The sequence below is a fragment of the Streptomyces sp. NPDC046931 genome (assembly GCF_040644655.1).
In the GTDB taxonomy this organism is placed as follows: Bacteria; Actinomycetota; Actinomycetes; order Streptomycetales; family Streptomycetaceae; genus Streptomyces.
Genome location: NZ_JBEYWX010000053.1, coordinates 1 through 6,893, shown reverse-complemented (window position 1 = coordinate 6,893; position 6,893 = coordinate 1). Strand labels below are relative to the sequence as shown.

Below are 6,893 nucleotides of genomic sequence, written 5' to 3'. Positions count from 1 at the left end.
CGGCCGCATGCGCGAGCAACCGCCCCGCCTGCTCCCCCAACGCCGCCCCACTCCGCGCCGACACCACCCACGGCACCAACCCAGCAGACACGGCTGCCTCGACCGACGCCGTCTCCTCCGGCACCGCCTCCAGGATCACGTGCGCGTTCGTCCCGCTGTAGCCGAAGGACGACACCGCCGAGCGGCGCGGACGCTCCAGCTCGGGCCAGGGCTGGTTCTCCGTGAGCAGCCGGACGTGGCCCTCGGTCCAGTCGACGTGCCGGGAGGGCTCGTCGACGTGCAGGGTGCGGGGCAGAACGCCGTGCCGCATGGCCTGCACCATCTTGATGACGCCGGCGACGCCCGCCGCGGCCTGCGTGTGACCGATGTTCGACTTGAGCGAGCCCAGCCACAACGGCCGCTCCACCGGGCGGTCCTGGCCGTACGTCGCCAGCAACGCCTGCGCCTCGATCGGGTCACCGAGGGTCGTGCCCGTGCCGTGGCCCTCGACCACGTCCACGTCCGCCGGGGTCAGCCCGGCGGCAGCCAGCGCGTCGCGGATGACCCGCTGCTGTGCGGGGCCGTTGGGCGCGGTCTGGCCGTTGGAGGCGCCGTCCTGGTTGACCGCGGTGCCCCGCACGACCGCGAGGACGCGGTGGCCGTTGCGTTCGGCGTCCGAGAGGCGTTCCAGGACGATGACCCCGACGCCCTCGGCCCAGCCGGTGCCGTCCGCCGCGGTGGCGTACGACTTGCAGCGGCCGTCGGCGGCCAGCCCGCGCTGGCGCGAGAACTCGACGAACACCCCGGGCGTGGACAGCACGGTGGCACCGCCCGCCAGGGCTAGCGAGCACTCGCCCTCGCGCAGTGACTGCACCGCCTGGTGCAGGGCGACCAGGGAGGACGAGCACGCCGTGTCCACCGTGACGGCGGGGCCCTGAAGACCCAGGTGGTAGGAGACGCGCCCGGAGACGAGGCTGCCGACGCTGCCGCCGCCGGGGTCGTAGTCGTGGTGGAAGGATCCGGCGAACACGCCGGTGCGGGTGCCCTTGAGTGTCTGGGGGTTGATGCCCGCGCTCTCCAGGGCTTCCCAGGATGCCTCCAGCATCAGGCGCTGCTGCGGGTCCATGACCAGCGCCTCGCGCGGGGCGATCCCGAAGAACGCCGGGTCGAAGTCGGCCGCGTCGGCGAGGAAGCCACCGGAGCGGGTGCAGGTCTTGCCGGGGTTGCCGGGTTCGGGGTCGTACAGCGCCTCGACGTCCCAGCCGCGGTCGGCGGGGAACTCGCCGATGGCGTCCTCTCCCTTGACCACGACGTCCCACAGGTGGTCCGGCGAGGACACGCCTCCGGGCAGCCGGCAGGCCATGCCGACGATCGCGACGGGTTCGGTGCGGCGGCTCTCCAGGGCCTGCAACCGGCCACGCGTGGCGTGCAGTTCCTCGGAGACCGCCTTGAGGTACTTCAGCAGCTCTTCTTCGGTGGGCATGAGCTCACTCTCAACTGTGGTCGGTGGGCGATTCGTCGCCGGAGACGGAGATGCCGAGGCTGTTGGTGACGAAGTCGAGGACTTCCGCCGCGGACGCCGATGCGAGGCCGGCCGGCACGTGTTCTTCGGCCTCCGCCGCGGACTGCGGTGGCGTCCACGGCTCCGACATGCTGCGGAAGGTCTCGGCCAGCGCGGTGCGCTGGGCGTTGGTGAGGTGCAGTGCGGTCAGATGGCTTCTGATGCGGGTGAGGTCGGCCATCACCTGCTCGTAGGTCGTCTCGCCGGTGGGCTGCGCCGCGGCGGGTGCCGGGGCGAGGCCGGCGAGCAGGTGGTCGGCCAGGGCGCTCGGGCTGGGATGGTCGAAGACGGCGGTCGAGCTGAGCTTCAGGCCCGTGCTGCCGGTGATCCGGTTGCGCAGTTCAACGGCGGTGAGCGAGTCGAAGCCGAGGTCGCGGAACGCGCCGTCGGCGGGTACCTGCGCCGGGTCGGTGTGCCCGAGCACCCGGGCCACCTCGGTGCGGAGCAGCTCCAGCAGGGTCTCGCGCCTGCGTTCGGCGGGCATCCGCAGCAGCCGGCTCGTCAGCGGCTCCTCCTGCCGCGCCGCCGGGACGGTGTCCGCGGCGGCCCGCCGGTGGACGGGGGGCGCCAGGTCTCGCAGGAGCACCGGAGCGGTGTCGGCGCGCAGGGCGCCGGTGTCGACCCGCACCGGGACGACGAACGGTACGGCGGCGGACAGGGCCCGGTCGAAGGCCGCCAGCCCCTCCTCCGTGCCGGTGGGCAGCAGCCCGGTGCGGGCGATCCTGCCCCGGTCGGCGGTGTCGAGGCCGGCCGTCATGGCGCTGGTCTCGTTCCACAGGCCCCAGGCGAGGGAGACCGCCGGCCGGCCCGCGGCGTGCCGGCGTGCGGCGAACGCGTCCAGGTAGGCGTTGGCGGCGGCGTAGTTCGCCTGGCCGGGTGAGCCCAGGACGCCGGCCACCGAGGAGAACACCACGAAGGCCGCGAGATCGGCGTCGGCGGTCAGCTCGTCGAGATGCCGCACCGCGTCCGCCTTGGGCCGCAGCACGGTGTCGAGCCGCTGCGGGGTGAGGGACTGGAGGATGCCATCGTCGAGGACGCCGGCGGTGTGGACCACGGCGGTCGGCGGATGCTCCGCCGGTATCCGGGCCAGCGCCCGGGCGAGTTGCTCGCGGTCGGCGACGTCGCAGGCGACCGGCAGCGCGCTCACGTGCTCGCCGAGCAAGTCCTCGGGCAGCGGGGTGCCGCTGCGGCTGAGCAGCAGCAGATGCCGTATCCCGTGGTCGGTGACGAGCCGCCGTGCGACGAGCCGGCCCAGCGTGCCGCTCGCGCCGGTCACGATCACGGTGCCGTCGGGGTCGAGCGGCCGCGGGATCGTCAGCACCGCTGGTGCGGTGCGGTCGGGCCGGAGGGCTTCGGCGGCGGCCCGCACGTCGTGGGCGCGCACCAGCGGCGGTTGGAGCACGCCCCGGCCGAACAGGCCGGTGAGGGCGGCGAGGCGCTCCCCCTGCCGGGCGGGGTCGAGGTCGGCGACGCCGACCGGCGCCACGCCCTGGTGGGGCTCGTCGCCCGGTGTCTCGTACCGGCCGGCGAGGGGCACGTAGCGGCCACCGTCGGCGAGCAGCGCGGCGGAGGCCGGCGCGATGTCCCCGCCCAGCGGGTCCAGCACCACGTCCAGGCCCGCGGGGACCGTCTTGGGGAAGGTGTCGGCTCCCGGCTCGGCGAGATGCGACTCGTCCAGGTCGCCCAGGCCGCGCAGCGCGTCCCAGGCGTCGACGGGGGCCGTGGCGTGGACCTCGGCGCCCAGGTGCCGGGCGAGCTGGACGGCGGCCAGGCCGAGCTCCGTGTCGGCGGCGTGTACCAGCACCTGCTGTCCGGCTCGTACGCCGCCCACGTCGACCAGGCCGTGCCAGGCGGTGAGGAAGGACCTCGGGGCCGCGGCCGCCTGGGCGAAGCTCCAGCCGCGCGGGATCGGCGCGACGGCCCGGTGGTCGGTCACGGCCACCCGGGACAGGGCGTCGCCGCGCGGGAAGAGACCGAACACCCGGTCGCCGACGGTGACTCCGCCGACCTGCGGGCCGGCCTCGGTGACGACACCGGCGCCGCCGGTGGCCGACAGACCGTCCGGGTCGGTGGCGGCGGCCCGCATCGACACCCGGATCTGCGTCGGGCCGAGGGGTTCGTCCCCGTCCGCTCCCGCGGGGAGGGCGAGGACGCCCTTCCCGGTCTCGCCCAGCCGCCAGACGGGGGCGTCCGGCAACGGCTGCACGGCGGGCCCGGTGCGGGTGAGACGCGGTGCGTACGGCTGCTCGTCGCGGACGGCGACCTGCGGTTCGCCGGTGCCGACGGCAACCGCGAGCGCCTGGTCCGACCAGGTGTCCAGGTCGACGAGGAGCAGCCGGTCGGGGTGCTCGGTCTGGGCGGAGCGCAGCATGCCCCACACGGCGGCGGTGACCGGGTCGGGCCGGTCCATGAGCGCGCCCCGGGTGACGACGGCGAGCCGGGCGTCCGTGTCCGCCGGTCCGGCCAGGAACCGCTGGGTGAGCTCCAGTACGTCGGCCAGCCGGGTCCGCAGGTCGCCGCCCGGTTCGACGTGGGCGACGGTCAGGTCCGCCGGCACCGCGCCGGCGTCGACGGCCGGGAGGGCCCGCCAGCGCAGGTGGAGTCCGCCGTGCCGTTCCGGGGCGGCGCCCGCGGTCATCGGCCGCAGCGCCAGCGCGTCCACGGTGACGACGGGACGGCCAAGGGTGTCGACGGCGGTCAGGGAGACGGTTCCGTCACCGCTCGCGGCGAGCCGGACCCGCAGGGCCGGTGCTCGGGTCGCCTCCAGGGTGACGCCGCTGAAGGAGAACGGCAGCAGGGGCTGCCCGGCGTCGGTGCCGGCCAGGCCCGGCAGGCCGAGCGTGACCGTGTGCAGGGCGGCGTCGAGCAGCGCCGGGTGCAGACCGAACGCGCCCGGTGCGATGGGCGGTTCGACCTCCGCGTACAGCTCGTCCCCGGTGCGCCAGGCGGCCCGCAGGCCGCGGAAGGCCGGGCCGTAGCCGTAGCCGCGCTCGGCCAGGTCGTCGTAGAACCCGTCCAGGGACACGGGCTGTGCGCCGGCCGGCGGCCAGGTCCAGTCGGTGTCCGGCCGCGGGGCCGCGGGGGCGAGCACGCCCGTGGCGTGCCGCACGGACGGTACGTCCATGGCGGCGGAGGTGGGCGGTGCCGTCGAGGAGTGCACGCCGACCGTCCGCCGGCCCGCCTCGTCGGGGGCGCCGACGACCACCTGGAGGTAGACGGCGGTGCCGGACGGCAGAGCGAGCGGGGTGTGCAGGGTCAGCTCCTCCACGGCCGGGCAGCCCGCCTCGGCACCGGCGTGCAGGGCCAGTTCGAGGAAGGCGGTGCCGGGCAGCAGGACCGTGCCGCCCACCGTGTGGTCGGCGAGCCAGGGGTGCGCGGAGGGCAGCACCCGGCCGGTGAGGACCGTCTGCCCGTCGGGCAGATGCACGGCGGCGCCGAGCAGCGGGTGGCTGGTCGCGCCCAGGCCGGCGGCCCGCAGACCGGCCGTGGTCTCGTCGGCGGCCTGCCAGTAGCGCTGCCCCGCGAACGGGTAGCCCGGCAGTTCCACCCGGCGTCCGCCCGGCAGCAGCCGCTCCCAGGCCATGGGCAGACCCGCCACGAAGGTCCGGGCGAGGGCCTGCGCCAGGGCCTGCGGCTCGGGCCGGCCTGCGGCGAGCACTGAGGCCGCGGTGTAGCCGCCGCCGTCGAGGACGGTGTCGAGGGTCGCGTGCACCATCGGTGTCAGCACGGCGTGCGGGCCCACCTCGAGGTAACCGGTGACCTGCTGGTCGGCCAGCCACCGCACCCCGTCGGCGAAGCGGACGGCCCGGCGGACGTGCTCCACCCAGTACGCGGGCGTGCACAGCCGCTCGGGGTCGGCGAGCTCGCCGGTGACGTTGGACACGACGGGGATGCGCGGCGGCCGGAAGTCCAGCCCGGTCAGCACGTCGGCGAACTCGTCGAGCATCGCGTCCATGCGGTGCGAGTGGAAGGCGTGGGACACCGGGAGCCGGCGCACCCGTCGCCCGGCGGCCCGGAAGTGCTCGGCGACGGCCAGGGCGGCCGGCGCGTCGCCGGAGATCACCACCGCCTGCGGGCCGTTGACGGCGGCGATAGCGACGGCGTCCGTCAGCGCCGCCTGCCGGAGGTATTCCTGAGCCTCCTCCTCGCCGACGGCGAGCGCCACCATCGCGCCGCCTTCCGGCAGCGCCTGCATCAGACGCCCGCGGGCCGCGACCAGCGCGCACGCGTCGGGCAGCGACAGCACGCCCGCCGCGCACACCGCGGTGATCTCGCCCAGGGAGTGCCCCATGAGGTGGCTGGGCTCCACGCCCCAGGACCGCAGCAGCTCCCAAAGCGAGATCTCCAGCGCGAACAGCGCCGTCTGCGTGTACATGCTCTGGTCGAGCAGCGCGGCCACCGGGGAGCCGGCGGGGGCGAACACGACGTCGCGCAGCGGGCGTTCGGCGTGTCCGTCGAGGTGTGCGTCGACCGCGGCGCACACGGCGTCGAACGTCTCGGCGAAGACCGGATACCGCTCGTACAGGTCCCGGCCCATCCCGGCGCGCTGCGCACCCTGCCCGGAGAACAGCAGCGCCGGCCCGCCGGCCCCCGCGGCCCCGGCCTCGCCGACGACGGCGTCCGGCGTGTCCTCGCCCCGGGCGACGGCGGCCAGCGCGGCGGTGAGCGTGTCGCGGTCAGCGCCGAGCAGGACGGCCCGGTGGTCCATCAGGGCCCGTCCGGTGGCGAGGGTGAAGCCGACGTCCCGGGCGTCCAGGCCGGGGTCGCCGTCGAGTGTGGCGAGCAGCCGCTCCGCCTGGCGGCGCACCCCGTCGGCGGTCCGCGCGGACAGCACCCACGGGATGACGGGCGCGTCCGGGGCAGGCTCGGGCGCGGTGGTGTCCTCGGGCGGCGCCTCGAGGATCACATGGGCGTTGGTGCCGCTGATGCCGAAGGACGACACCGCGGACCGGCGCGGACGCTCCAGCTCGGGCCACTCCCGCGCCGCGGTGAGCAGCCCGACCGCGCCGGACCCCCAGTCGACATGGTGGGAGGGCGTGTCCGCGTGCAGGGTGCGGGGCAGAACGCCGTGCCGCATGGCCTGCACCATCTTGATGACGCCGGCGACGCCCGCCGCGGCCTGCGTGTGACCGATGTTCGACTTGACCGAGCCCAGCCACAACGGCCGCTCGGCGGGCCGGTCCTGGCCATAGGTCGCCAGCAGCGCCTGCGCCTCGATCGGGTCGCCCAGCGCGGTACCCGTGCCATGGGCCTCGACGACGTCCACGTCCGCCGGGGTCAGCCGGGCACTGGCCAGCGCGGCCCGGATCACCCGCTGCTGGGAGGGACCGTTCGGCGCGGTCAGCCCGTTGCT

2 protein-coding genes are annotated in these 6,893 nt (G+C 75.7%); both read right to left on the bottom strand.

Features of this window, described 5'->3' with window-relative positions; genetic code table 11:
* Positions 1–1,462, bottom strand: a 1,462-nt coding sequence (locus ABZ876_RS38925) for a beta-ketoacyl synthase N-terminal-like domain-containing protein (RefSeq protein ID WP_361791125.1), incomplete at its 3' end; no start/stop codon positions are given.
* A 10-nt stretch (positions 1,463–1,472) separates the two neighbouring features.
* A partial coding sequence (locus tag ABZ876_RS38920; RefSeq protein WP_361791122.1) for an SDR family NAD(P)-dependent oxidoreductase occupies positions 1,473–6,893 on the bottom strand: 5,421 nt, incomplete at its 5' end.